Annotated in this window: 20 protein-coding genes; 12 read left to right on the top strand and 8 right to left on the bottom strand. The window is 67.2% G+C overall.

The window, feature by feature from the left end; all coding sequences use genetic code 11:
- Nucleotides 1–58: 58 nt before the first annotated feature.
- The 4 genes from ngcE (at nucleotide 59) to putP (ending at nucleotide 5,006) form a co-directional block, all read left to right on the top strand.
- Nucleotides 59–1,486, top strand: coding sequence for an N-acetylglucosamine/diacetylchitobiose ABC transporter substrate-binding protein (ngcE, locus tag BLU77_RS08150; protein ID WP_089772476.1), 1,428 nt, complete (start codon nucleotides 59–61; stop codon nucleotides 1,484–1,486).
- The gene (locus BLU77_RS08145; RefSeq protein ID WP_089772475.1) at nucleotides 1,483–2,505 is read left to right on the top strand and encodes a carbohydrate ABC transporter permease; all 1,023 of its coding nucleotides are present in this window, start codon (nucleotides 1,483–1,485) and stop codon (nucleotides 2,503–2,505) included. The genes ngcE and BLU77_RS08145 overlap by 4 nt, the downstream gene beginning before the upstream one ends.
- Entirely contained in the window at nucleotides 2,502–3,374 is an 873-nt protein-coding gene (locus tag BLU77_RS08140) for a carbohydrate ABC transporter permease (RefSeq protein ID WP_089772474.1), read from the top strand. The genes BLU77_RS08145 and BLU77_RS08140 overlap by 4 nt, the downstream gene beginning before the upstream one ends.
- Nucleotides 3,375–3,500: 126 nt before the next feature.
- Entirely contained in the window at nucleotides 3,501–5,006 is a 1,506-nt protein-coding gene (putP, locus tag BLU77_RS08135) for a sodium/proline symporter PutP (RefSeq protein WP_089772473.1), read from the top strand.
- Between the two features lie 158 nt (nucleotides 5,007–5,164).
- Here putP and BLU77_RS08130 read toward each other — a convergent pair whose 3' ends face one another.
- The 5 genes from BLU77_RS08130 to BLU77_RS08110 form a co-directional block, all read right to left on the bottom strand.
- Nucleotides 5,165–5,551 (bottom strand): DUF5134 domain-containing protein, encoded by a 387-nt coding sequence (locus BLU77_RS08130; protein ID WP_425441220.1) that lies wholly within the window; start codon nucleotides 5,549–5,551, stop codon nucleotides 5,165–5,167.
- Between the two features lie 223 nt (nucleotides 5,552–5,774).
- Entirely contained in the window at nucleotides 5,775–8,039 is a 2,265-nt protein-coding gene (locus BLU77_RS08125) for a heavy metal translocating P-type ATPase (RefSeq protein ID WP_089772471.1), read from the bottom strand.
- Complete coding sequence (locus tag BLU77_RS08120; protein ID WP_245708728.1) at nucleotides 8,036–10,120, bottom strand: cytochrome c oxidase assembly protein; 2,085 nt, start codon at nucleotides 10,118–10,120, stop codon at nucleotides 8,036–8,038. Before BLU77_RS08120 ends, BLU77_RS08125 begins: the two co-directional genes overlap by 4 nt.
- Nucleotides 10,121–10,409: 289 nt before the next feature.
- Complete coding sequence (locus tag BLU77_RS08115) at nucleotides 10,410–11,141, bottom strand: M48 family metalloprotease (RefSeq protein ID WP_245708727.1); 732 nt, start codon at nucleotides 11,139–11,141, stop codon at nucleotides 10,410–10,412.
- Nucleotides 11,142–11,241: 100 nt separating this feature from the next.
- A complete protein-coding gene (locus tag BLU77_RS08110) occupies nucleotides 11,242–11,610 on the bottom strand; it encodes a BlaI/MecI/CopY family transcriptional regulator (RefSeq protein WP_245708800.1) in 369 nt (122 codons plus the stop codon).
- Nucleotides 11,611–12,039: 429 nt separating this feature from the next.
- On the opposite strand from BLU77_RS08110, the gene BLU77_RS08105 reads away from it, so the two are divergent.
- Complete coding sequence (locus BLU77_RS08105) at nucleotides 12,040–13,062, top strand: TerC family protein (RefSeq protein ID WP_089772467.1); 1,023 nt, start codon at nucleotides 12,040–12,042, stop codon at nucleotides 13,060–13,062.
- Here the strand turns inward: BLU77_RS08105 and BLU77_RS08100 are convergent, their stop codons facing one another.
- Together BLU77_RS08100 and BLU77_RS08095 are read right to left on the bottom strand one after the other, a co-directional pair.
- Complete coding sequence (locus BLU77_RS08100; protein WP_089772466.1) at nucleotides 13,063–13,362, bottom strand: YciI family protein; 300 nt, start codon at nucleotides 13,360–13,362, stop codon at nucleotides 13,063–13,065.
- Nucleotides 13,363–13,385: 23 nt separating this feature from the next.
- Nucleotides 13,386–14,063, bottom strand: coding sequence for an MBL fold metallo-hydrolase (locus BLU77_RS08095; RefSeq protein WP_089773075.1), 678 nt, complete (start codon nucleotides 14,061–14,063; stop codon nucleotides 13,386–13,388).
- Between the two features lie 124 nt (nucleotides 14,064–14,187).
- On the opposite strand from BLU77_RS08095, the gene uvrA reads away from it, so the two are divergent.
- Nucleotides 14,188–17,139, top strand: coding sequence for an excinuclease ABC subunit UvrA (gene uvrA, locus BLU77_RS08090; RefSeq protein ID WP_245708726.1), 2,952 nt, complete (start codon nucleotides 14,188–14,190; stop codon nucleotides 17,137–17,139).
- A gap of 142 nt (nucleotides 17,140–17,281) precedes the next feature.
- On the opposite strand, the gene BLU77_RS08085 is transcribed toward uvrA, so the two are convergent.
- Complete coding sequence (locus BLU77_RS08085; protein WP_089772464.1) at nucleotides 17,282–17,764, bottom strand: OsmC family protein; 483 nt, start codon at nucleotides 17,762–17,764, stop codon at nucleotides 17,282–17,284.
- 33 nt (nucleotides 17,765–17,797) lie between these two features.
- Between BLU77_RS08085 and uvrC the strand changes: the two genes are divergently transcribed.
- From uvrC to BLU77_RS08055, 6 genes are all read left to right on the top strand, one after another.
- Nucleotides 17,798–19,771 carry an excinuclease ABC subunit UvrC gene (gene uvrC, locus BLU77_RS08080; RefSeq protein ID WP_089772463.1) on the top strand — a complete coding sequence of 658 codons (1,974 nt, stop codon included), beginning with the start codon at nucleotides 17,798–17,800 and terminating at the stop codon, nucleotides 19,769–19,771.
- A gap of 80 nt (nucleotides 19,772–19,851) precedes the next feature.
- The gene (gene rapZ / locus BLU77_RS08075) at nucleotides 19,852–20,820 is read left to right on the top strand and encodes an RNase adapter RapZ (RefSeq protein WP_089772462.1); all 969 of its coding nucleotides are present in this window, start codon (nucleotides 19,852–19,854) and stop codon (nucleotides 20,818–20,820) included.
- On the top strand, nucleotides 20,817–21,833 hold the full coding sequence (locus BLU77_RS08070) for a gluconeogenesis factor YvcK family protein (RefSeq protein ID WP_089772461.1): 1,017 nt from the start codon (nucleotides 20,817–20,819) through the stop codon (nucleotides 21,831–21,833). The genes rapZ and BLU77_RS08070 overlap by 4 nt, the downstream gene beginning before the upstream one ends.
- A gap of 17 nt (nucleotides 21,834–21,850) precedes the next feature.
- Nucleotides 21,851–22,831 (top strand): DNA-binding protein WhiA, encoded by a 981-nt coding sequence (whiA, locus tag BLU77_RS08065; RefSeq protein WP_089773074.1) that lies wholly within the window; start codon nucleotides 21,851–21,853, stop codon nucleotides 22,829–22,831.
- A gap of 192 nt (nucleotides 22,832–23,023) precedes the next feature.
- Nucleotides 23,024–24,031 carry a type I glyceraldehyde-3-phosphate dehydrogenase gene (gap, locus tag BLU77_RS08060; protein ID WP_089772460.1) on the top strand — a complete coding sequence of 336 codons (1,008 nt, stop codon included), beginning with the start codon at nucleotides 23,024–23,026 and terminating at the stop codon, nucleotides 24,029–24,031.
- Nucleotides 24,032–24,124: 93 nt separating this feature from the next.
- A complete protein-coding gene (locus tag BLU77_RS08055) occupies nucleotides 24,125–25,324 on the top strand; it encodes a phosphoglycerate kinase (protein WP_089772459.1) in 1,200 nt (399 codons plus the stop codon).
- The last annotated feature ends 9 nt before the right edge of the window (nucleotides 25,325–25,333 follow it).

Below are 25,333 nucleotides of genomic sequence, written 5' to 3'. Positions count from 1 at the left end.
ACTACCTGCCGGGCAGCACATCCCCCAATTGCACGCACAACGAAAGGTCAAGGACGACATGAACGACTCACTCACCCACGCACCGAACCGCCGGTCCGTCCTGCGCGGCGCCCTCTACACCGCAGCGAGCGTCCCGCTCGGCGTCACCCTCGCCTCCTGTGCCACCGGTGGTGGTGGTGACGAAGAGACCGGAGGTGGCTCCGAGGAGCCGGGCGGCGAGATGACGGCGGAGAACCCGTTCGGCATGGCCGAGAACACCACCGTCGACGCGGTCATCTTCGACGGCGGCTACGGCGTGGACTACGTCGAGTTCGCCGCGGACATCCTCGCCGAGACGCACGAGGGATCCTCGGTGGAGGTCTCGCCGTCCACCCAGATCGCCACCGAACTGCAGCCCCGGTTCGTCGGCGGGAACCCGCCCGACCTGGTGGACAACTCCGGTGCCGGCTCGATCGGTTTCAACACGATCCTGGACCAGCTCTCCGACCTCACCGATGTGATCGACGCCCCGAACCTCGAGGGCACGAACATCCGGGACACCTTGTTCGAGGGTGTGCTCGCCCCCGGTACCTACGGGGACAAGCTCGCGGCGCTCAACTACGTGCTGACCGTGTACGGCGTCTGGTACTCCTCCAGCCTGTTCGAGGAGCACGGCTGGACCCCGCCCACCACCTGGGACGAGGCCAAGGAGCTCGGCGCTGCCGCCCAGGAGGAGGGGCTCTATCTGTTCGCCTGGGGCACGGAGGCCGCGACGTACTACGAGACGCTCGCCCTCGAGTCGGCCATCAAGGAGGCCGGTGACGAGTTGCGGCTCGCCCTGGAGAACCTGGAACCGGACGCCTGGCGGCACGACGCCGTCCAGGGCGTGTTCACCGCGATGAAGGAGATCATCGACGCCGGCTACTTCAAGCCGGGCGGCTCGGGCACGCAGTTCACCGCGGCCCAGGCGCAGTGGTCCAATGCGCAGGAGGCGATCCTGTACCCGTCCGGCTCCTGGATCGAGAACGAGATGAAGGACCAGACGGCGGACGGCTTCGAGATGAAGGGCGTCTCCTCGATGAGCCTGTCCTCGAGCCCGGCCATGGGCATGAACGCGCTGCACTCCACCGCCGGTGAACCGTTCATCGTCCCCTCGGACGGGAACACGGCCGCAGGCAAGGAGCTGCTGCGGATCATGCTCTCGAAGGAGTCGGCGGAGAACTTCGCTGCGACGAAGCTGGCACCGACCATTGTCAAGGACACGGTGCCGGCCGACGGCTTCGGGTCCACGGCGCTGGTGTCCCAGACCGACCTGCTCGCGGCCGCCGATGGTGCGATCTTCACCTTCGACTTCCGCCAGACCTACGGGATGAACCCCGAGCACCTGCCGATCTGGAACTCCTTCCTGGACGGGCAGAAGTCCGTGGAGGACCTGACCGACGAACTGCAGGCCACTTCGGACCGTGTGCGGGAGGATGACACGATCGAGAAGATCGAGGTCTCATGAGCGGACAGATCTCAGCGCCGGGACGGGGCGCGCCCCCGTCCCGGGACGTCGCGGCGGGACCCAGCAATGGGTCCCGCCGAGGGCGGAAGAAGTGGACCTTCGACCGGATCAGCTTCTTCATCGTGTTCCTCCTGGTCCCGCTGGCGCTCTTCCTCGTCTTCGTCATCTCCCCGTTCATCCAAGCCGGGTTCTACTCCCTGACGAACTGGACCGGGTTCTCACCGGAGTTCGACTTCATCGGGTTCGCCAACTTCGTCAAGCTGGCGCAGGATCCTCGGTGGACCAACGCGGTCGGCAACAGCATTGTGCTCGGGCTGGTCGTGCCTTTCGTGACGCTGTCCATCGCTCTCATCTTCGCGATCCTCATCACGATCGGAGGGTCCGGAAGGGGGCAGATCCGCGGTGTCAAGAACGCCGGCTTCTACCGGGTGGTGTCCCTGTTCCCGTACGTCATCCCGGGGATCGCGATCGGTCTGATCTGGCGCCTCATCCTGGACCCGAGCAGCGGGCTGGTGAATGGCATCCTGACCGGTCTAGGCCTGGACCAGTTCCAATCGTTCGCCTGGCTCGGCAATGTCACCACCGCGCTGCCTGTGTCGATCCTGGTGATCGTGTGGGGCTTCGTCGGCTTCTACATGCTGCTGTTCATCGCGGCGATCAAGGGGATCCCAGCCGAGACCTATGAGGCAGCACGCATCGACGGTGCAGGCCGGGCGCGGATGTCGTGGTCGATCACGCTGCCGTTGATCCGCAGCAACGTACAGACGGCCTACATCTACATCGGGATCATGGCGCTGGACGCCTTCGTGTACATGCAGGCGTTGAATCCGCAGGGCGGGCCCGACAGCTCCACCCTGGTGATGTCCCAGCAGCTCTTCCGGAGCGCGTTCAGTGAGGGTCAGTTCGGATACGCCAGCGCTATGGGTGTGGTCATCGCTCTGGTCACGCTGTTCTTCGCCGCGATCGTGTTCACCGTGAACCGCCTCACCGGCGGTAAGGATGAGGGAGGCACGTCATGACCGCCATCGACACGCGCGTCGCGCGCAAGCCGCCGCCCGCCAAGGGCGACCGTTGGGTCGGTGGAGTCTCGCACACCGCTCTCGTGGTCTGGTGCGTCCTCGTCATCGCCCCGATGTTGTGGACCTTGCTCAGCTCGTTCAAGACCTCCAGCGAGATCTTTGCGTCGCCCTTCGGTCTGCCCGCCGAGTGGGGGTTCTCCAACTACCGGAACGCCTGGGTCGATTCCGGGCTTGGTGACGCCTTCGTCAACACCATCATCGTGGTCGGCTCCGCGCTGATCCTGGTGATGCTGCTCGGTTCCATGTGCGCCTACGTGCTGGGCCGGTTCGAGTTCTTCGGACGCCGATTCATCTATTACCTGATGCTCGCGGGCCTGACCTTCCCGGTGTTCCTGGCGATCGTGCCGCTGTTCTTCGTGCTGCAGAACCTCGGCCTGCTCGGCACGCTGCCCGGTCTGATCATCACCTATGTGTCATTCGCGCTGCCGTTCACGGTGTTCTTCCTGTACTCCTTCTTCCGGGGACTGCCTGGGGAGATCGCCGAGGCAGCGGCGATCGACGGCGCAGGGGAGTGGCGCACCTTCTTCCAGGTGATGTTGCCGATGGCCCGCCCGGGGATGGCCTCGGTGGCCATCTTCAACTTCCTCGGCCTGTGGAACCAGTTCCTGCTCCCGGTGGCGTTGAACACCGACCGGAGCAACTGGGTGCTCGCCCAGGTGCTCGCGAGCTTCATCTCCTCGGCGGGCTACGCCGTCGACTTCGGTGCCATGTTCGCCGCCGCGGTGGTCACGATCGTGCCGGTCCTGGTGGCCTACATCCTCTTCCAGCGTCAGCTCCAAGGTTCGGTGAGCCAGGGCACGATGAAGTAACCACCACGTCGATCGTCGCCTGTCCAGGAGACACGGCCGTGCGAGCACGGCACGATGGGGCCCACGACGACGTCCGACGGCCGGGTGCGTGCGCGCGCCCGGCCGTCGCCATGTGGAAGGAGACCTGTGAACGAGGACACCTATTTGTGGGTGGCGATCGCCCTGTACTTCCTGGTCATGCTGCTGATCGGGTACTACGGGTACAAGCGCACCTCGACCGGTGAGGACTACATGCTCGGCGGGCGCGGGCTCCGGCCCGGCGTCGCCGCGCTCAGCGCCGGGGCCTCGGACATGTCGGGCTGGCTGATGCTGGGCCTGCCCGGCGCGATCTTCGTGGCCGGGCTGGATCAGGCGTGGATCGCCGTCGGGCTGGTCGTCGGGGCGTGGCTGAACTGGAAGTTCGTCGCGCCGCGCCTTCGCAGCTACACCGAGGTCGCGAACAACTCGATCACAGTGCCCAGCTTCTTCGAGAACCGGCTCCGCGACCAATCCCGGTTGCTGCGCATCGTGGCCGGCCTGGTCATCCTGGTGTTCTTCACCTTCTACGTCTCGTCCGGCATGGTGGCCGCCGGGACATTCTTCCAGGGGGCGTTCGGGGCCTCCTACCTGACCGGCATGATGCTGGTCGCCGGCGTCACCCTCGCGTACACCATGTTCGGGGGGTTCACCGGTGTGGCGTGGACGGACGTGGTGCAGGGGCTGATGTCGATGGTTGCGCTCATCGTGCTGCCGGCGATGGCGATCGCGGCCATGGGTGGCTTCGGAGAGAGCGTCGATGCCATCGGGGCCGTGGATGCCTCGGCGACGTCCTGGATCGCCGGCGCGTCCTTCGTCGGGATCATCTCGGCCGCCGCCTGGGGGCTCGGTTACTTCGGACAGCCGCACATCATCGTCCGGTTCATGGCGCTACGGTCGGCCAAGGACGCCGTGGCTGGACGACGGATCGGGATCAGCTGGATGATCCTGTCCACCGGCGGTGCGGTGCTGCTGGCCCTGCTGGCGATCGGCTACCTGCCCACGCAGGGCGTCACGCTCATCGAGGAAGAGCGGGAGACGGTGCTGCTGCGGATGGCGGACCTTCTGTTCCACCCGTTCATCGCGGGCATCCTGCTGGCCGCGGTGCTCGCCGCGATCATGAGCACGGTCTCCAGCCAGCTCCTGGTCTGTTCTTCCGCGCTGGTGGAGGATCTGGTCAAGGTGGTCTTCACGCGCGCGGCGTCAGGAAAGATGACTGTGCTGCTCGGTCGGTTCGCCGTGCTGGTGGTGGCAGTGGTCGCGGCCGTCATCGCACGCGACCCTGAGGGCTCGGTCCTGGACCTGGTCGGATTTGCGTGGGCGGGATTCGGCTCCGCCTTCGGACCGCTGATCATCCTGAGCTTGTACTGGCGTCGCCTCACCTCCTGGGGCGCCCTGGCCGGGATGGTGACGGGCGCCGTCGTGGTCTTCTTCTGGGCCAGACTCGGGCTAGGGGACTCGCTGATCTACGAGATCGTTCCCGGGTTCCTCGCGTGCGGTGTGGTGGCGATCCTGGTGAGCCTGGCCACAGCAAGGCACGATGCACAGATCGAGGGCGAGTTCGATGCCGCGATTCGGCAGTCCGACGCCTGGAAGCAGCCTGAGCCGACGTCCTGAACCGGGCCCGCGAGAGCTTCGCCCGAGGCTCAGCAACGGCCGCCGGAGCCGGCCTCGCGGGGTGCCCTCGGCGCCACACTGTTGGCAGAACGGGGCATCGTCACGCTCCGCGACGCGGCAGGCGAGTACCGCCCGGTCGGGCTCCAGTCGCTGCCTGGTCAGTTCATGAGCACGAGCATGGCAGCCATCCCGATTCCCTTCACGGCGTGGACGCTCACGTGCAGCCGGTGCCCCTGAGCGGTGACGGCACGGTACGCCCACCACAGGGCGACCGCGACACACAGGACGACGAAGCCGATGTTGACGACGCCCGCCCACATCGGCGTTCCCATCATGGCGGCACGTCCTTCGCCGCTCATGTCCATGTCGGCCATCAGCAGCGGCATGGCGGCGAGCATCCAGATCATCGCCCCATTCAAGACGACGTGCCAGCCGAAATCGCGGCGCCGCCTGGTCGTCCTTGCACCGAGCAGGAACAGCAGGAGGCCAGCGGTGAGAGCGGCAAAGAGGGCGACCTGGAGCCCGAGGGTGAGCGCGGATTCCATCGACCAGGACATCCAGATCATCGCCGCGGACATCAGCATGTGGTTGACATCGACCAGCGCCTCGCCGTCGAACCGCCGCTCGGCTCGCGGTCTGCGGAGCCTGGCGATGAGATTGACGGCCAACACCGCCCCCGTGTACACGAAGGCAGTGGTCAGGATGAGGTTCCACGGCGCGACGATCATCACGCCAATCTACTACAAGATGTAGAGTTAATTGGAGTGGTCAGTCTGCGCGGCGGAAGTTCTGCAGACGGAGACTGTTGTATACGACCAGCACCGAGGACAGGGCCATCGCTGCGGCGGCGATCAGCGGGTTGAGCAGGCCGGCGGCGGCGATGGGGATGGCGGCGATGTTGTAGCCGAATGCCCAGCCGAGGTTGGTCCTGATGGTGCGCAGGGTGCGGCGGGAGAGTCCGATGGCGTCCGGGATGACGGCGAGGTCGTCGCGGACGAGGATGATGTCGGCGGACTTCAAGGCGATGTCGGTGCCGGAGGCGACGGCGAGACCAAGGTCGGCCGCGGCGAGAGCGACGGCGTCGTTGATTCCGTCGCCGACCATCGCGACCCGCTCGCCTCGGGCTTGCAGGTCGCGGATCGTGCCGGCCTTGTCGGCCGGGAGTACGCCGCTGATGACGGTGTCGATGCCCAGCCGTTCGGCGGTGTGCTCTGCGGCGATCCGGGTGTCACCGGTGAGCAGCACGGTCTTCATGCCCTGGCGGTGCAGCGCCGCGATCGCTTTCCGAGCGCCGGGCTTGATCGCATCGCTGAGCCCGATGCGCCCGAGTAGCCGGTCGCCGTGGGCGACGAGGACGGCGGTTTCCGCTCCTGAGTCCGTCTGGCCCTGGTCGTCGGCATTCGTGACGGCGATGCCGTGCTCTCGCAGGAACGTGGGGCTTCCGACCGCGACGATGTCACCGCGAACCATGGCGGTGATGCCACGACCGGGATGGGTGACGAAGTCGGTGGCCGGCTCGCGGCCGGTCTGCCGGGCATCGGCGGCCGCGGTGATGGCCCGGGCGATGATGTGCTCAGAGCCGTGTTCGACCGACGCGGCGATCCGGAGGAGTTCGTCTTCGCCGACCCCGTCTGCCGGGATGAGTGTGCGCGCGGCCATCTCGCCGGTCGTGAGGGTGCCGGTCTTGTCGAGCACGACGGTGGTGATGGTGCCGCTCGCTTCCAGTGCGTCCTGGCCTTTGACGAGGATGCCGAGGGTTGCGCCGCGGCCGATGCCCACCATGAGCGCTGTCGGGGTCGCCAACCCGAGGGCGCAGGGGCAGGCGATGATGAGCACCGCGATTCCGATACCGAACGCGTCCTCGAACGGAGTCCCGGCGAGCATCCAGCCGACGGTGACGAGAATCGCCAGCACGATCACGGCGGGCACGAAGTACGTGGTGACCCGATCGACGAGCGTCTGGACCCGGGCCTTGCGACCTTGGGCCTGCTCGGCGAGTGCCGCCATCTGCGCGAGCTGAGTGTGTGCGCCGACGCTCGTGGCGGACACCTCCAGGCGTCCGTTCGTGCTGATCGTCCCGGCGACCACGGCATCGCCGGGGCCGAGGTCTGCGGGGAGCGGTTCACCGGTGAGCATGCTCGTATCGACCGCCGCGGTGCCGGCGGTGATGGCGCCATCAGCAGGAATCGTCTCGCCGGGAAGGACGACGAAGACGTCGTCGACCCGCAGTGACGCCGCGGGCACGATTGTCTCGGTGTCGCCGGTTCGGAGCCGCACGTGGGTGGCCGCGAGCTGGTTGAGGGCGCCGAGCACGTCGCCGGCCTTCCGGCGTGAGCGGGTCTCGAAGTAGCGACCGGCGAGCTGGAAGGTGGTCATCCCCGCAGCGACATCGAGATAGATGGAGTTCGCGCCCTCGGGAGTGACGCCGAACCCGAGCCAATATCCGGTTCCCTCCTGCCCGAGCCCGAACAGCAGCGTGAGCACCGCCCAACCGAACGACGCGGTGATGCCGAGGGAGACGAGAGTGTCCATGCTGGCCGACCCGTGCCGCAGGTTCCGGAGTGTGGCCCTGTGGAACGGCCATGCCGCCCAGCCCACGATGGGCAGTGCCAGCAGCACGCAGACCCACTCCCAGCCGGGGAACCGCCAGCCGGGGACGAGGGCGAGGATGATGGTGATATCCATCAGCGGGACCGTCAGGATCGCCGAGAGCAGCAGCCTCCTCCGCAGTGAATCGATCCGTACCTCAGTCGCCCGCCGCGACCACGTATCGTCGGCGTCATCGTGCACCCGTGCCCCGTAGCCGGCCTTCTCCACCCGCTGGACGGCGTCACCGACCCGGTCCGCGGTGAGACCGGTGATGATCGCCCGTTCTGTGGCATAGTTCACGCTCGCGCGCACGCCATCGAGCTTGTTGAGGGCGCGTTCGACGCGCCCGGCACATGCCGCGCAGGTCATGCCGGACACGTCCAGCTGCACTGGTTCGTGGGGCAGCGTCGTTTCGGGGGCCGGACGGGGGGCGTTGGTGGTCATGTGGTGTTCTCCTGGTCAACGTCGCGGCGGCCGGGCGCGGGCTGGCGACCAGGCCGGTGGGCGAGTTGCTCGAGCATCCGGTTGTACTGGTCGAACTCGTCGGCGCGACCGGTATCGAAGTGCCGGTTCGTGTGGTGGGCGTCCTTGGCGTCCTGCCGGGACCATTGGACGCCGAGCGCGATGATCACGATCAGCAGCGGGAGTTCCCCACCGGCCCATGCCACCCCGCCGGCCAGATACTGCGCTGACTGCAGGTCGGCCCAGGGCAGGGCGAGGGAGCGGTAGAAGTTCTCCGCGATGATCTCTGTGCTGCTCATGAGGATCACGCCAAAGAACGCGTGGAACGGCATCGCTGCCAACACGAACCCGAGCTTTCCGATGTGCGGCAACGGCCGCGGCGGCCGATCCACACCTATCACGAGCGAATAGAACAAGTACCCGGCGACGAGGAAATGCGCGTTCATCAACTGGTGCGCCCAGTGGAAGCGCATGTACTCCCCGAAAAGGCCCGTGAGATACAGCCCATAGTACGAACCGACGAAGAGGGCGAATACGAGCAGTGGGTTGAACACGAACCGCAACACCGGCCAGTGCAGCACCCACGTGATCCACTCATGCAGTCCAGCGGGCCGGGAGTCGTCGGAGCGCGTCACGCGCAGCAGCAGCGTCAGCACTCCGCCCATCACCAGCAGGATCGGCGCGAGCATGTTCAGGCTCATGTGCACGATCATGTGGATCCCGAAGTCTGGGGCCGAGTATCTCCCGAACCCAGAACTCGTGGCGAACACGACCACGCCCCACCCGGCGATCCATGACACCGTGCGACCGATCGGCCACCGATCGCCCCGACGCCGCAGCGCCCGCACCGCCCACAGGTAGACCGTCACGGCCGCGATCGCGACGACGAGGAAAAGCAGGTTCGGTCGCCACTGCGTGAACAGCACCTCGAGTGTGGGCTCGTCGGGTGCCTCGAAGCCGAGGTAGATCTGGGTAATGCTCGTCGGCGCGAAGTACTGCGGTGGCGGGATGCGCGTCATGGCCGCCGACACGCCCAGCCAGACACCGGCCGCGGCCGTCGAGATGAGCAGCAGGCCGGTCATGCGGTGCGCGGTCAGCCGGCCCCGCCGCCACGATGCCCATGCCGCGCAGATCGTCGTTCCCGCGATCAGCCAGCCGGTTGCACGGAGCAGAATCTGCCAGCCCGTCACGGAGTCGAATAGTCCGCTGCCGGCGAGCTTGAACCACGCCAAGAGCGCGTCCGCTGCGATGAGCACCGGCAAGAGCACGGCGATCGTGACACACAGGCGGGCAAGGATTTCCGGAGCGATCGGCCGACCGGAGAGCACGCGTATCGTTGCGACGACCATCAGGCCGAACACCGCCGGGGCGACCAACGCCTGATAGATGCCTGCGTCGCTGCCGAAATCGTGATTCGGACCGACCAGAATCTGCCCCACGACCACCGGAGCGAGCACACCGAAGATGGACGCCCACAGCGGGATGAGCAGGCCCGTCCACCGGTCGGCAAACATGCTCATGACGAAGACCACCATCGCTGCTGCCGCCGCGACGGTCCATGCCTGCGGGAAGGCACTGGCTTCGTAGAGAACCTGGACTGCGCCAGGCTCGCCGAGACGTGCGAACGGGACACCGCTGCTGTCGAACATCTCGAACACGACCATCGCCATCGCCGCCGTCGCCCAGATCGCGGAAGCGATCTGTAGCACCGTCAGCTCGATGAGGCCTCCCAGTCGCGCCGCATCATGGCCCCGCGCGGTTCGGAAGAACAGCAACCACAGCAGCGCGCCGACCGTGACGGTCGAGGCCGCATCCGCGATGGCTTGTCCGATGGCCGTGGCAACACCGACATCGAGGCCTGGGAAGCCCTGGAGCAGTCGCTCGTAGGGCTCCGCTCTGGCGCGCACAGTCGTGACCACTGCCGGCACGACGGCCAGAAGCGCGAGTGCCGTCACTGTCAGGGCAAGCGGCCATCGACGATGACGGAGCACGTGACAGTCATCGTTGTGGGGCTCACCGGCCGAGGTGGCTGAGGGAGTTGTCACCGGGGAGGACGTACTCACGAGACCGCCTCCTAACCAGCGTCGCCGACAGCAACTGCGACCGTGCCTCTGCCGACACGTCCGGCATGCTGCAGCAGCACCCGTCCACTGATGGGGTTCACGTCGGCGACTGTCACGTCTGCACGTCAGGCAATGCCGGTGTGAGTACGCGTTCGCAGCGCACGCAGGTCATGCCATTCACCACGAACTCGGACTCACCGATACTCAGAAACCCTTCCGCCAGAACGGACTCTCATGCCACCTAACTCTACAAGATGTCGATGAGGGTGACGTGAGTTGTGGCAGCGGATCACGCGGGAGCCGCGATGCGTACCGCTTCCGGCAGCCGGCGTTGCTTCGAGGGCGGCCACCGCCGCGCAGTCACACGTTCCGCGCGCAGCCGTAGACCTTCGGCACCTGTGATCTCTGCGAGGGTGGAGAGCGCGTTGGCGAGATTTGCCGCCCCAGCCTGCCGAGCGGCCGTGTCATCCGCAGTGAGCTCGATCAACAGCCGCGTGGCCTGTTGAAAGGCCTGGCCCGGCCGGGTATTGGGCAGGCACGCCCCATTGACCCGGGCAATGCGGATCGCCCATCCGTGCCTCGCACGCAAGTGTGCGTACTCGTGCGCAAGGACAGCCTGCAACTGTGGCAATGACAAGGCTGCCTCCATCGCCGTCGACACCAGGATCTCGGGGTGACGCCCAGGCACAGCACAAGCGACATGCTGGTCCGATTCGAAACGCACCAGGGTGAAGTCGCTTCGCTTCTCGCGTGAGCAGGCGAGCGCCGTGAACGCCCGCTCCGGGACGCCGTCATGGGCTACGACAGTGGACGCCGATGCCGTGATGAAAGCGAGCGCAGCTCCGAACCCGCCCAGCCCCAGCCAGGCCGCGGGCGTCAGCAGGACCGCTTCTGTGTGGGGATGTGCTGATGAAGCGGTCACTGCCCCGACAATGCTCACGAGCAATGCGGTCAGGATGAGGAGGATACCGAGGAAGAACGAGGCGAACCACGCGGTGAGCGCGAGTCTGGGATGCAGCATCTGCCAACGGCCCACCGTCAGTACCCGGGGTGCCAGAAACGCTGTCAGAACAGCGCCCGATGCGCACCCGAACACCAGCAAGAGGAACATGGTCCGCTCGTCACCGTTTCTTGCGTTGCCCGGCGAACGCCGCCCGCAGCAGCGCCACATCGTCGTCGTCGAGGTTCCCCGCGAATGCTAGCAGCGCAGCCTGTCGATCGCCGGCTTCGTCTAGCGCCGACATCATCGATATGCCGGCGTCCTGCCCATCGGAGCGCCGAATGGAGAACCGCACCTTACGGGGCGATTCCTCGACGCGCGCAATCACACTCTTGCGCTCGAGCCGAGTGAGCGCAGTCATCAGCGTCGTGTACGCGGGCACTGGCTCAGCGAACAGATCCTGCAACTGGCGTGCGCTTACTGGCTTGGCCTGCTCCCGCAACAGACGCAACACCTCACGCTCCAGCCCACCCCACTCACGGGTTCGCATACTTGTCACAGGTCGCCTCCTTGGGAGCCCATGGTAGGGCAATCAGGCTGCCCGCCTCGGGACCAGCTGGCGCACCCGTAGATCGGGGCTTTCGCTACCTGCTGGACCAATTCGCAACCTGCGGTGGTCGTTGCCTGGAGTAACTCGAGGGAGCTGCGCCGGTGCGCTCCATCGTGAAGTCGTGTTCCGTAGACCCCGCTGGGCTCCGGGGACCTGTTCGCACCCCCTGTCGGCTTGCCGAGAATCTGCGCCTCAGGGTGCTGAGAAGGCTCCAGATCTCCGTGTATGATCGGGCGTCTAGGAGGGGAGTACCCCTTAAGCGTTGTCGTCGTCACCACAGGCAGGCCCAGTCCGCCTCGGCGCCATCGGCCCACCACAGGGTGGGGGAGACCTCCGGTGCCATCGTTGACTCACCGGAGGGTTTTTCTCATGGATGTTCCTGTCTGGGCATGGGCGATCACGGTCGGCGTGATCGTGATCATGCTGGCGGTCGACTTCGTCGGCCACGTGCGGACCCCGCATGCGCCCAGCCTCAAGGAAGCGGGCCTGTGGTCGCTCGCCTACGTGTTGATGGCGCTGCTGTTCGGGGTGTTCGTGCTGTGGGAATGGGGCGGGGAGTACGGCCTGCAGTACTTCTCCGGATACATCACGGAGAAGTCCCTCTCCGTGGACAACCTGTTCGTGTTCGTGCTGATCATGGCCAGTTTCCGGGTGCCCCGGGAGTATCAGCAGAAGGTGCTGCTGATCGGCATCGTCATCGCCCTCGTGCTGCGTACGGCGTTCATCTTCGCCGGCGCGGCGATCGTGGCCCAGTTCTCCTGGGTGTTCTACATCTTCGGCGCCTTCCTCATCTACACCGCGATCACCCAGCTCAAGCAGGAGGACGACGAGGAGTTCAAGGAGAACGGGGTCCTTCGTCTCACCCGGCGGGTGTTTCCCACGACGCAAGGCTACGTGGGCGACAAGATGCTGGTGCGCAGCGAGGGCCGCTGGGCCATCACCCCGATGCTCATCGTGATGATCGCGATCGGCAGCGCGGATGTGCTCTTCGCGGTGGACTCGATCCCGGCCATCTTCGGCCTGACCCAGGAAGTCTTCCTGATCTTCGCGGCGAACGCCTTCTCCCTGCTCGGGCTGCGTCAGTTGTTCTTCCTCATCGACGGCCTGCTCGACCGGCTCGTCTACCTCAACTACGGTCTCGCCGCCATCCTCGCGTTCATCGGGTTCAAGCTGGTGAACCACGCGCTGCACGAGAACGAGCTGGGCTTCATCAACGGCGGGGAGCACTGGACGGCGATCCCGGAGCCGAACACGTGGCTGTCCCTGATCGTCATCGTCGGGATCCTGGTGGTCACGACTGTGGCCTCGGTGACTGTGGGCAAGCGCACGACGCCTGACGGCGACGATGACGCAGCTCGCGAGGAGACCTCGTCCGGTGACCTGTATCGCTGACTACTCGGCCCTGTCGGCGAAGACCCCGATCAGCGGGTTCCACGCGCGCACCGTGCGGTGGGTGATGACGTGTGCCCGCTGGAACGGGTCCTCGTCCAGGATCTGCTTGGCTGTGGTGTCGTCCTCGGCGCTGAGCAGAAGCAGGGCACCCGGTGCAGCGTTGTCCAGCCACGGTCCCGAGGCGAGCAGCGTGCCCTCGTCGGCAAGGGCGCGCAAGAACTCCCGATGTTGTGGGCGTAACTCGTTGATGTCCGACGTGCGGGTGATGTCGTAGGAGTACTCGACGGCGAAGGTGCTCATGAGGGGCACTGTAGTGGCGGCGGTCACCAGCCGCGCGTGCGCCAGTCGCCCAGCTGTGGGCGTTGGGCGCCGAGCGTGGTGCTGTCGCCGTGGCCCGGGTGCACCACCGTGTCGTCATCGAAGCGCTCGAACACCCGGGCGGTCACGTCGCTCAGGAGGCGGGTGAAGTCGCCGGTTGAATCGGTCTTGCCGACCCCGCCCGGGAAGAGGCTGTCCCCGGTGAAGAGCCAGGTGGCGCCGTCGGGCGGGTGATAGGCGAGGGCGATGGAGCCGGGCGTGTGGCCGCGCAGGCTGATCACCTCGAGCTGGATGTCGCCGAGCACGAGGTGATCACCGTGGTCCAGGGCCCGGCCCAGGGTGACCGGCAGATGTCCGGCGTCGTCGCGGCCGGCGACAGCTTCCGCGCCCGTGACACCCACTACCGCGGCCAGTGCGCGGTGGTGGTCCCAGTGGCCGTGGGTGGTCAGCACGGTGGTCAGGTGTGGCTGGGGGTGCGCACCGCCGAGCACCTCGAGCAGTGTTTCGGCGCTGTCGGCGGCGTCGACGAGGAGCTGCTCCCCGCTGGTGTGCGTGAGCAGGTAGGCGTTGTTGTCCTGCGCGGAGACGCTGACCTTGCCGATGCGCAGTGGACCGACCTGCCAGTGCAGTGCAGCGCCACCTGGCTCGACGTGTCCTGGGACGGGATGGGTGGTCTCACTCATCCGTCCATGCTGCCCCATGTGAGGTCCGAGTGCGCGTCGTTCCGGACGCGTCCACGTGGAATAACACGCCCACCCAACATAGAACGTTTGTGCGATGTCGGTACCTCGGCTTACCATGGCGGACGTGAGTGAGACCCTCCTCGTCCGTGGTGCCCGCGAGCACAATCTCAAGAACGTCAGCATCGAGCTGCCCCGCGATCGGCTGATCGTGTTCACCGGTCTGTCCGGGTCCGGGAAGTCGTCGCTGGCGTTCGACACGATCTTCGCCGAAGGACAGCGCCGGTACGTCGAATCACTGTCCGCGTATGCGCGCCAGTTCCTCGGTCAGATGGACAAGCCGGACGTGGACTTCATCGAGGGCCTGTCCCCGGCAGTCTCGATCGACCAGAAGTCCACGAACCGGAACCCGCGCTCCACCGTGGGCACGATCACTGAGGTGTACGACTACCTGCGCCTGCTCTTCGCCCGGGCGGGCACTCCGCACTGCCCCACGTGCGGGGAGCGGATCGTGGCCCAGACTCCGCAGCAGATCGTGGACAGGCTGCGCGAGATGCCCGAGGGCACCCGGTTCCAGGTGCTCGCACCCGTGGTGCGCGGACGCAAGGGGGAGTACGCGGATCTCTTCAAGGACCTGCAGTCCCGGGGTTTCGCTCGCGCGCTGGTGGACGGTGAGCTGGTCCAGCTCAGCGAACCGCCGACCTTGGAGAAGAAACTCAAGCACACCATCAGCGTGGTGGTGGACCGGCTCGTGGTGCGCGAGAACATCCGGCAGCGGCTCACCGACTCGGTCGAGACCGCACTCGGCCTCGCGGACGGCCTGGTCGTGGCCGACTTCGTGGACCTCGACGCCGACGACGCGGACCGCACCCGGAGGTTTTCCGAGAAGCGTGCGTGCCCGAACGACCACCCCCTCGCCCTGGAGGAGATGGAGCCCCGGACGTTCTCCTTCAACGCACCGTACGGGGCTTGTGCGGAGTGCACCGGCCTGGGTACTCGCTTGGAGGTGGACGCGGAGCTGGTGATCCCGGACGATGAGCTGAGCCTGGCGGAGGGGGCCGTGGCCCCGTGGGCGAGCGGCAACTCGCAGTACTTCGACCGGGTCCTGGTCGCGCTCGGTGACGATCTCGGGTTCTCGGTGGACACCCCGTGGCGCGCGCTGCCCAAGCGTGCCAAGGATGCCGTGCTCTACGGCAAGGACCATAAGGTGCACGTGCGATACCGGAATCGGTGGGGTCGTGAACGTTCCTACTCCACCGGCTTCGAGGGCGTCATCTCGTTCCTGGAGCGCCGGCACACCGAGACGGAGTCGGAGTGGTCGCGGGAGAAGTACGAGGAGTACATGCGCCAGGTGCCGTGCCCTGCGTGCCAGGGTGCCCGGCTCAAGCCCGAGGTGCTCGCCGTGACCGTTGGTGGAAAGTCCATCGCCGACGTGTGCTTCCTCTCCATCGATGAGGCCAAGCAGTTCCTGGATGGGCTCCAGCTGGGTGAGCGTGAGGCCGCTATTGCCGGCCAGGTGCTCAAGGAGATCCATTCCCGGTTGGGATTCCTGCTGGACGTCGGACTCGATTACCTCTCGCTGTCTCGCCCCGCCGGCACACTTTCCGGCGGTGAGGCGCAACGCATCCGTCTGGCCACCCAGATCGGTTCCGGGCTGGTGGGCGTGCTGTACGTGCTTGACGAGCCGAGCATCGGGCTGCACCAGCGGGACAACCGCCGGCTGATCGAGACACTGTCTCGACTGCGCGACCTGGGTAACACGTTGATCGTGGTCGAGCACGACGAGGACACCATCCGGACCGCTGACTGGATCGTCGACATCGGACCCGGTGCCGGTGAGCACGGTGGCCACATCGTGCACTCCGGCGACTACGACGGTCTGCTTGCCGCCGAAGGCTCACTCACGGGCGACTACCTGTCCGGTCGTCGCAGCATCCCGTTGCCGAGTCATCGGCGTGCGCCGGAGAAGGGCCGGTGGGTCACGGTGCACGGTGCGCGGGAGAACAACCTGCGGGGCATCGACGTCTCCTTCCCGTTGGGCACCTTGACCGCGATCACCGGGGTGTCCGGCTCCGGGAAGTCCACCGTGGTGAATGGGATCTTGTACAACGTGCTGGCGAACGAGCTGAACGGTGCCAAGCACGTGCCTGGCCGGCACAAGCGGGTGACGGGCGTGGACCAGCTGGACAAGGTCGTGCACGTCGACCAGAGCCCGATCGGGCGGACACCGCGATCCAACCCGGCCACCTACACCGGCGTCTGGGACCACATGCGCAAGCTGTTCGCGCAGACCACCGAGGCCAAGGTGCGTGGCTACACACCGGGCCGGTTCTCCTTCAACGTGAAGGGCGGCCGCTGCGAGGCATGCTCGGGGGACGGCACGTTGAAGATCGAGATGAACTTCCTCCCGGACGTGTACGTGCCGTGCGAGGTGTGCCAGGGGGCCCGGTACAACCGCGAGACGCTCGAGGTGCACTACAAGGGCAAGACCGTGGCCGAGGTGCTGGACATGCCGATCTCGGAGGCGGCGGAGTTCTTCGCCGCCGTTCCGGCGATCGCCCGGCACCTGCACACCCTCGTCGACGTTGGCCTCGGATATGTGCGGCTCGGGCAGCCGGCCCCTACGCTCTCCGGCGGTGAGGCACAGCGTGTGAAGCTGGCCTCCGAACTGCAGAAGCGGTCGACCGGTCGCACCGTGTACGTGCTCGACGAGCCGACTACCGGTCTGCACTTCGACGACATTCGCCGGCTGATGGGGGTGCTCCAAGGTCTGGTGGAGAAGGGAAACACGGTCCTGGTGATCGAGCACAACCTCGACGTGATCAAGAGCGCTGACTGGGTCGTGGACATGGGCCCGGAGGGTGGTTCCGGCGGAGGCACCGTGGTGGCCGAAGGGCATCCGGAGGACGTGGCGGCGGTCCAGGGGTCACACACGGGCGCCTTCCTGGCAGAGATTCTCGGCTCGACGGCGCGCCCCACCCTGAAGCCGGTCACGGCGGTCGCGCCGCTGAGCCGGCCGAAGGCACGGTCGGCGCGCCGTTCTGCGAAGATCGCCAAGGCGAAGCGGGAGAGTGCGTGAGTCGGACGGGCGACGATCCGACCGGTCAGTGCGGCGAACCGAGCCACCCGTAGAACGCGACGGCCTCCGGGACGTGGCGCACCGGCACGATCGGCACGCTGCGCTCACCCGAGGCTGACCGCCCCGGTCGTGGAGCCGGGGGTCAGGCCGGTTCGGCCACGCGCGTGGTCGCCGGCATGTGCCGCACGGGGAAATTCACGGACCGGGCGATGAAACAGTGATCGTGCGCCTGCTGGTGCAGGTCAACGATGACGTCGTCGCTGACCTCGTGCGCCACCGTGACCTTCGGGTGCAAGGTGACCTCAGTGAACTGCCCGGCTCCAGCCGTCTCCACCCGCATCGTGCCAGTCGCACGGTCGACATATCCGGTCACCACCACGCCTGCGACGGCGGCCCGGTGCAGGAACCACAACATGTGGCACTGGGAGAGCGAGGCCACGAAGAGTTCCTCAGGTGAGTACCGGTCGGCGTCACCGCGGAAGGCGGGGTCGGCCGATCCGGGCAACGCAGGCTTCCCCTCGATGGTGACCTCATGGTCGCGTGAGTAGGCGGTGTAGGACTCAGTGCCACGTTCGCCGGCTCCGGTCCAGTCCACGGTGACTGAATAGGTGTGAAGTGGTCCCATGACCACACGCTAGCGCGAACTACGCTGGTTGGCATGGCAGACCCTTCCACCTATCGGCCACGACCGGGAGAGATCCCGACCCAGGCGGGGGTCTACCGATTCCGCGACCCGCGCGGTCGGGTGATCTACGTGGGCAAGGCGAAGAACCTGCGTGCCCGGCTCAGCAACTACTTCCAGAACGTGGCGGGGCTGCATCCGCGCACCGCCCAGATGGTCACCACCGCAGCATCAGTGGAGTGGACCGTGGTGGCCACCGAGGTGGAGTCCTTGGCGCTGGAGTATTCCTGGATCAAGGAGTACGACCCGCGCTTCAACGTCAAGTACCGCGACGACAAGTCCTACCCCTACCTGGCGGTCACCATGGGGGAGGACGTTCCCCGGGTGCAGGTGATGCGGGGGGCGAAACGGAAGGGCACCCGCTACTTCGGCCCCTACTCGCATGCGTGGGCGATCCGCGAGACCGTGGACCTCCTGCTGCGGGTGTTCCCGATCCGGTCGTGTTCGAAGGGTGTGTACCGGCGGGCCGAGCAATCCGGGCGCCCCTGCCTGCTCGGCTACATCGACAAGTGCTCGGCACCATGCGTCGGGCAGATCGACCTCGACGCCCACCGTGACCTTGCCGAGGACTTCTGTGCCTTCATGGCGGGGGAGACCGGCGCCGCTGTGAAGCGCCTGGAGCGGGAGATGAAGGCCGCGTCGGCCGAGCTCGACTTCGAGCGGGCGGCGCGGTTGCGCGACGATCTTGCGGCACTGCGACGCGTGGTGGAGAAGAACGCCGTGGTGCTCCCGGACGGGACGAACGCCGACGTCTTCGCGATGGCGGCGGATGACTTGGAGGCCTCCGTACAGGTTTTCCACGTCCGCGGTGGGCGAATCCGTGGCCAACGTGGCTGGGTGACCGAACGGGTCGAGGACATCTCCGACGCCGAGCTGGTCGAGCGCCTCCTGGAACAGGTCTACGGCGATGCCGCCGACGATGCGGAGGTGGTCGACGGGAATGAGACTGTCGTGCCGAGGGAGATCATCGTTCCCGTCCTTCCGGAGAATCTGCCTCAGGTGCAGGCGTGGTTGCGCGGGATCCGCGGGGCCGCCGTCAACGTGCACGTGGCGCACCGCGGCGACAAGCGCGCTCTCGCCGAGACCGTCCACCAGAACGCCGTGCAGGCTCTTGCCCTGCACAAGACCCGGCGGGCGGGTGACCTCACCGCCCGGTCGGCGGCCCTGGCCGAGCTCACCGAGCACCTCGGCCTGCCCGAGTCGCCACTGCGCATCGAGTGCTACGACATCTCGCACACCTCCGGCACCGAGCAGGTCGGGTCCATGGTGGTCTTCGAGGATGGCATCCCGCGCAAGAGCGAGTACCGGCATTTCGTGGTCCGCGGTCCGGACGGCACGGGCGCCCGGGACGACACCGAGGCGATGAATGAGGTGCTCACCCGCCGGTTCCGCCGGCACCTTGCCGAGGCGGAGGGCGCAGCCGGCGAGGCGGTGGATGCGGCCGAGGACGGAGAGGCCGTCACTGACGCCACCGGGGTGCCTGCAGCCGTGCAGGAGAGGCGCCGGTTCGCCTACCCGCCTCAGCTGGTGGTCGTCGACGGCGGAGCACCCCAGGTGGCCGCAGCGCACCAGGCGCTGATGGACCTGGGCGTCACGGATGTGTCCGTGGTGGGCCTGGCCAAGCGGCTTGAGGAGGTGTGGCTCCCCGGGGAGGACTACCCTGCTGTGCTGCCCCGCACCAGCGATGGGTTGTTCCTGCTGCAACGGCTACGGGACGAGGCGCACCGGTTCGCGATCACCCACCATCGCAAGCGCCGCGCCAAGGGAATGACCCGTTCCGCCCTCGACTCAGTTCCGGGGCTCGGACCGAGTCGGCAACGGGCCCTGCTCAAGGAGTTCGGGTCGGTGCGTGCGCTGCGTGGGGCGAGCCCCGACGAGATCGCTCGGGTCTCCGGTATCGGACCGAAGCTGGCGGCAACCATCGCCGATGCCTTGCAGAAGTCGCCATAGATGTGCGCCGCCGTGCCGTCGGGCGGGGGAGATCGGCGACGGACCCGTCGCAACGTGCCGGCACGTGCCATCCTTGGAGGATGAGCGAATCGAGTTCCCCGCCGGGTTCGCAGGACGTTGCGGAGCAGCCCACCACCGTGCCGTACGGGATCCCGTTGCTGGAGGAATCCACGCCACCCCCTACCGACGATCGACCGGAGATCTTGATCATCACCGGCATGTCCGGAGCAGGTCGCACCCGCGCCGCGGCCGTGCTGGAGGATCTGGACTGGTACGTGGTGGACAATCTGCCGCCCAAGATGATCATGGCTCTCGCCGGAATGATGACTCAGGCGGACGGGGGTGTGCGGCGGCTCGCAGCCGTGGTGGACGTGCGCTCACGCGAGTTCTTCTCCGACCTGGTACAGGTGCTGGACGATCTGCGGGGCGCACGGATCGACTATCGGATCGTGTTCCTGGACGCCTCTGATGAGGTCTTGGTGCGACGGTTCGAACAGGTGCGCCGTCCGCACCCGCTGCAGGGAGACGGCCGGATGCTGGACGGCATCGCCGAGGAACGGCGCCTGCTGGTCCACCTGCGCTCCCGCGCCGACGAGACGCTCGACACCAGCGAGCTCTCCGTGCATGACCTGGCCCGGGCGGTACGCGACCTGGTGGCCAACGAGACCGAGACCGCCTTGCGGGTGACGACCGTCTCCTTCGGGTTCAAGTACGGCTTGCCGCTGGATGCCGATCACGTCGTGGACATGCGCTTCCTGAAGAACCCGTACTGGGTGAACGAGCTGCGACACCTCACCGGCAAGGACGAACCGGTGCGGGACTACGTGCTCGGTCTTCCGGGTGCCGAGGAGTTCGTGCAGCGTTGGGTGGCCGCGATCGAGCCGGTCCTGGATGGTTACATCCAGGAGCAGAAGCCGTACGTGACGATCGCCGTCGGCTGCACGGGCGGCAAGCACCGCTCGGTCGCCGTGTCCGAAGCGATCGCCACGGCGTTGCGTGCTCAGGGCCGCACGGTGCGTACCGTGCACCGCGACCTGGGGCGCGAATGACGCCGGCTGTGCCGGGACGTCGCCCGCCGGCGGGCGGGGGCCGCGACCGTCGTCCGCACGTGACCGCGCTCGGCGGTGGGCACGGCCTGGCTGCCACCCTCGGTGCTCTGCGGCATGTGACCACGGCGTTGACCGCCGTCGTGACCGTGGCCGACGACGGCGGGTCGTCCGGGCGGCTACGACAAGAACTCGGAGTGTTGCCTCCGGGAGATCTGCGCATGGCTCTGTCTGCACTGTGCGACGAGTCCGACTGGGGGCATACCTGGCGGGACGTGCTGCAGCACCGGTTCAGCTCCACCGGTCCGTTGCACGGGCATGCGGTGGGTAACCTGCTCATCTCCACGGTCTGGGAACTGCTCGGCGACCAGGTGGCCGGACTGGACCTGATCGGTCAGCTGCTCGGTGCGCACGGGCGAGTGCTCCCGATGGCGGCGGTGCCCTTGGACATCGAGGCGGACGTGGTGCACCGACAGGGCTCGGCCGAGCACCGGAGTCTGGTGCGTGGACAGAGCCGGGTGGCAGTCACGGCCGGCCATGTCGAGCGGGTGCGGCTTCTCCCGGAAGAGCCACCGGCTTGCCCGGAGGCCGTGGCGGCAATCCTGGACGCCGATTGGGTCATCCTTGGTCCCGGTTCCTGGTACACCTCAGTGATGCCGCATCTGCTCGTGCCCGAGATCTCTCGAGCCCTGCACACCACGCACGCCCGGATCGGGCTTACCCTGAACCTGTCTGCGCAGGTCGGAGAGACCTCCGGGTTCAGCGCCGCCGACCATGTGCGATCGTTGTCGGAGTTCGCTCCGGACCTGCGCCTGGACGTGGTGATCGCGGACCCGACGGCGGTGGAGGACATCGACGATCTGTCCGCCTGTGCGGGCGCTCTCGGTGCTGACCTGCTGCTGCGGCAGGTCAGCGAGGGTGATGGCACGCCGCGGCACGACACGCTGCGGCTGGCGGCGGCGTACCGCGATGCGTTCGAACGGTTCCTTGGCGACGTGGGGGAGAAGTCTCGATGAATGGCAGGATGGCGCTCATGTCTCTGACCGCCGACGTGAAGGACGAGCTCGCCCGGCTCAAGGTGGACAAGCTCTCCGCCCGCAAGGCTGAGGTGGCCGCGACCCTCCGGTTCGCTGGTGGCTTGCACATCATCTCCGGGCGCATCGTGGTGGAGGCCGAGGTGGACACCGGTGTCGCGGCCCGTCGCCTGCGTCAGGCCATCCAGGAGGTCTACGGGCACAACAGTGAGGTGATCGTGGTCTCCGGTGGCGGGCTGCGCCGCGGCAACCGTTACGTGGTGCGCGTGGTGGCCGGTGGTGAGCAGCTCGCCCGGCAGACGGGTCTGCTGGACAATCGCGGCCGTCCGGTGCGCGGACTCCCGCCGCACGTGGTGAACTCCAGCATCGGCGATGCTGTGGCCGCCTGGCGGGGAGCGTTCCTGGCGCACGGGTCACTCACTGAACCCGGCCGCTCCTCTGCTCTTGAGGTGACCTGCCCCGGTCCCGAGGCCGCACTGGCGCTCGTCGGAGCAGCCCGTCGTCTCGGAATTCAAGCCAAGGCACGTGAAGTGCGTGGAGTCGACCGCGTCGTGATCCGGGACGGTGACGCGATCAGCGCGATCCTCACCCGGATGGGCGCCCACGACGCCGTCATCGCCTGGGAGGAGCGACGGATGCGCCGGGAGGTGCGGGGGACCGCGAACCGGCTGGCAAACTTCGACGACGCCAACCTGCGCCGGTCCGCCCAGGCGGCGGTGGCCGCCGGCGCACGTGTGGAGCGTGCCTTCGAGATACTCGGTGAGGAGATGCCTGACCACCTCCGGCAGGCCGGCCGGTTGCGGTTGGAGAACAAGCAGGCGAGCCTGGAAGAGCTCGGGCAGCTGTCCGACCCTCAGCTCACCAAGGACGCTGTTGCCGGTCGGATCCGGCGGCTGCTGGCGATGGCGGACAAGCGGGCCCAGGAACTCGGCGTCCCGGACACTGAGAGCAATCTCACCCAAGACATGCTCGATATGTGAACGGTTCGCTTCCCGACGGCTCAGTAAGCGGACCTTTGCCCGCCACGGGTGTACCGTTGACTCCTGGTGAGACTCCGTGCCCGAACTTCCGATCACGGCCTCCCCGGTCGCTCGCGGCGGCCGCTCTCGCGTGAGTAACGCGATTCCCCGACCCAGACGCTATGCGCGCAACGAGCGCGCCAGGAGGAAAACGTGACCATCCGCGTCGGAATTAACGGCTTCGGCCGCATCGGACGGAACTTCTTCCGTGCCGTCCTCGCAAGCGGTGCAGACATCGAGATCGTCGGTGTCAACGACCTGACGAGCAACGAGTCCCTCGCCCACCTGCTCAAGTACGACTCGATCCTCGGCAAGCTGTCCGAGGACGTCTCGTTCGACGAGACGTCCATCACCGTGGGCAACCAGACCTTCAAGGCCCTCGCCGAGCGCGACCCGGCCGCCCTTCCGTGGGGCGAGCTCGGTGCCGACATCGTGATCGAGTCCACCGGGATCTTCACCGACGCCTCCAAGGCGAAGGCGCACATCGACGCCGGTGCGAAGAAGGTCATCATCTCCGCGCCCGCGAAGAACGAGGACGCCACCTTCGTGATGGGTGTGAACCACACCGACTACGACCCGGCGAACCACCACATCGTCTCGAACGCCTCCTGCACCACGAACTGCCTGGCCCCGCTGGCCAAGGTGCTGGACGAGAAGTTCGGCCTCGTGCGCGGCCTGATGACCACGGTGCACGCCTACACGGCCGACCAGAACCTGCAGGACGGTCCGCACAAGGACCCGCGCCGTGCCCGCGCCGCCGCCCTGAACATCGTCCCCACCTCCACCGGTGCGGCGAAGGCGGTCTCCCTGGTGCTCCCGCAACTGGCCGGCAAGCTGGACGGATACGCCCTGCGTGTGCCGGTCCCGACCGGCTCGGCCACCGACCTCACCTTCACCGCTTCGCGCGAGGTGACCGTCGACGAGGTCAACGCCGCGATCAAGGAAGCGGCAGAGACCGATGAGCTCAAGGGCATCCTCGTCTACTCCGACGACCCGCTGGTCTCCACCGACATCGCGGGTGACCCGGCGTCGAGCGTCTTCGACTCCGGGCTGACCAAGGTGATCGGCGACCAGGTCAAGGTCGTCTCCTGGTACGACAACGAGTGGGGCTACTCGAACCGACTCGTGGACCTCACCGTCTACGTCGGCGAGCAGCTCTGACGAACCGCCCGTGACCCGCGCCCGCGTGCTTGATGAGCACGCGGGCGCGGTCATGCGGTCGGTCCCAGGCTCGAAGAATCCGTGGGAGGACTCATGAAGACGATCGACGACCTCGGCGAGCTGCGCGGCAAGCGCGTCCTCGTCCGCTCTGACTTCAACGTGCCGCTGGACGGCACCACTATCACCGATGACGGTCGCATCCGGGCCGCGCTGCCGACCATCCGCCGGCTCACCGAGGCCGGCGCCCGTGTCGTCGTGACCGCGCACCTGGGCCGCCCGAAGGGCGCCGTCGACCCGGCGTTCTCGCTCGCGCCGGTCTCCTTGCGGCTCGGTGAGCTCCTCGGCACCTCGGTGACCCTGGCCACCGACACCGTCGGGGAGGGGGCCCGGCACGCCGTCGCGGCGATGCACCCAGGCGACGTGGTGCTGCTGGAGAACATCCGCTTCGACCCGCGCGAAACCTCGAAGGAGGACGCCGAGCGTGCCTCGCTCGCGGACGACCTCGCTGCGCTGGCTGACATCTACGTCTCCGATGGATTCGGTGTGGTGCACCGCAAGCAGGCCAGTGTCTACGACGTGGCACTGGAGCTCCCGCACGCCGTCGGTGGTCTCGTGCAGACCGAGCTGGAGGCGCTGGGCCGCGCCACCGAGTCGCCCGAGCGCCCCTACGCGGTGGTGCTCGGCGGGTCGAAGGTCTCCGACAAGCTCGGAGTGATCGAGAACCTGCTCACCAAGGCCGATCGGCTGCTCATCGGTGGCGGGATGGTCTTCACGTTCCTCGCGGCGCAGGGGCACTCCGTCGGTTCCTCCCTGCTCGAGGAGGACCAGGTCGAGACCGTCAAGAGGTACCTGGCGGCCGCTGCTGAGCGTGGCGTGCAGATCGTGCTCCCGACCGACGTGGTGGTGGCGCCGGCGTTCGCCGCCGACGCCCCCGCCACCGTGGTCCCCGCCGATGCGATCCCGGACGACCAGATGGGCCTCGACATCGGCCCGGATTCGGCGACTGCGTTCGCCGCATCGATCGCCGAGGCGAAGACCGTCGTATGGAACGGCCCGATGGGCGTGTTCGAGTTCGCGGCATTCGCCGACGGCACGAAGGCTGTGGCCCAGGCGATGGTCGACGCGACCAGTGCAGGTGCCTTCAGCATCGTCGGCGGCGGCGACTCCGCAGCCGCGGTGCGCCAGCTCGGTTTCGACGAAGCCGGCTTCAGCCACATCTCCACCGGCGGCGGTGCGTCGCTGGAGTTCCTCGAGGGCAAGACTCTGCCCGGTATCGACGTCCTCGCCGACTGATCCCGGCCG

The organism is Ruania alba (genome assembly GCF_900105765.1).
Lineage (GTDB): Bacteria > Actinomycetota > Actinomycetes > Actinomycetales > Beutenbergiaceae > Ruania > Ruania alba.
Note: the sequence above shows the minus strand (reverse complement) of the source record. Positions and strands in the feature narration are given on the sequence as shown.